The following is a 539-nucleotide window of genomic DNA, read 5'->3' on the forward strand; positions in this document are numbered from 1 at the left end:
AACCTCTGGTGTTCCGGTTGCCTCTGGTGTTCCGGTTGTCACGCCAGTGGCATTGCCGGGTAGCTATGTTCGGAATAGATAACCGCTGAAAGCATCTAAGCGGGAAACTAGCCTCAAGATGAGATCTCACTGGGACCTTGAGTCCCCTGAAGGGCCGTCGAAGACTACGACGTTGATAGGTTGGGTGTGTAAGCGCTGTGAGGCGTTGAGCTAACCAATACTAATTGCCCGTGAGGCTTGACCATATAACACCCAAGCAATTTGCTGACCTGAGAAGGCACCAGATTGCGGTGTGTGAAGACGATACAAGTCGAAAATTCGAAAGAAACACACAAATCTATYRCATACCCATTCGCTGGAGCGTGAACCGAAAGGTAAACGACCTGGCTACCGAATTTCTTGACGACCATAGAGCATTGGAACCACCTGATCCCATCCCGAACTCAGCAGTGAAACGATGCATCGCCGATGGTAGTGTGGGGTTTCCCCATGTGAGAGTAGGTCATCGTCAAGATTAAATTCCGAAACCCCTATCTGCG

At 50.3% G+C, this 539-nt stretch carries 2 rRNA genes; both read left to right on the forward strand.

What is annotated here, in order from left to right:
- Window positions 1-245: ribosomal RNA gene (locus AC1DSG_RS31670) — 23S ribosomal RNA — on the forward strand; the annotation flags it as partial.
- 153 nt (window positions 246-398) lie between these two features.
- Window positions 399-514, forward strand: a 5S ribosomal RNA gene (gene rrf / locus AC1DSG_RS31675).
- Window positions 515-539: the final 25 nt, after the last annotated feature.

This window comes from Pseudomonas sp. P5_A12 (assembly GCF_056400685.1).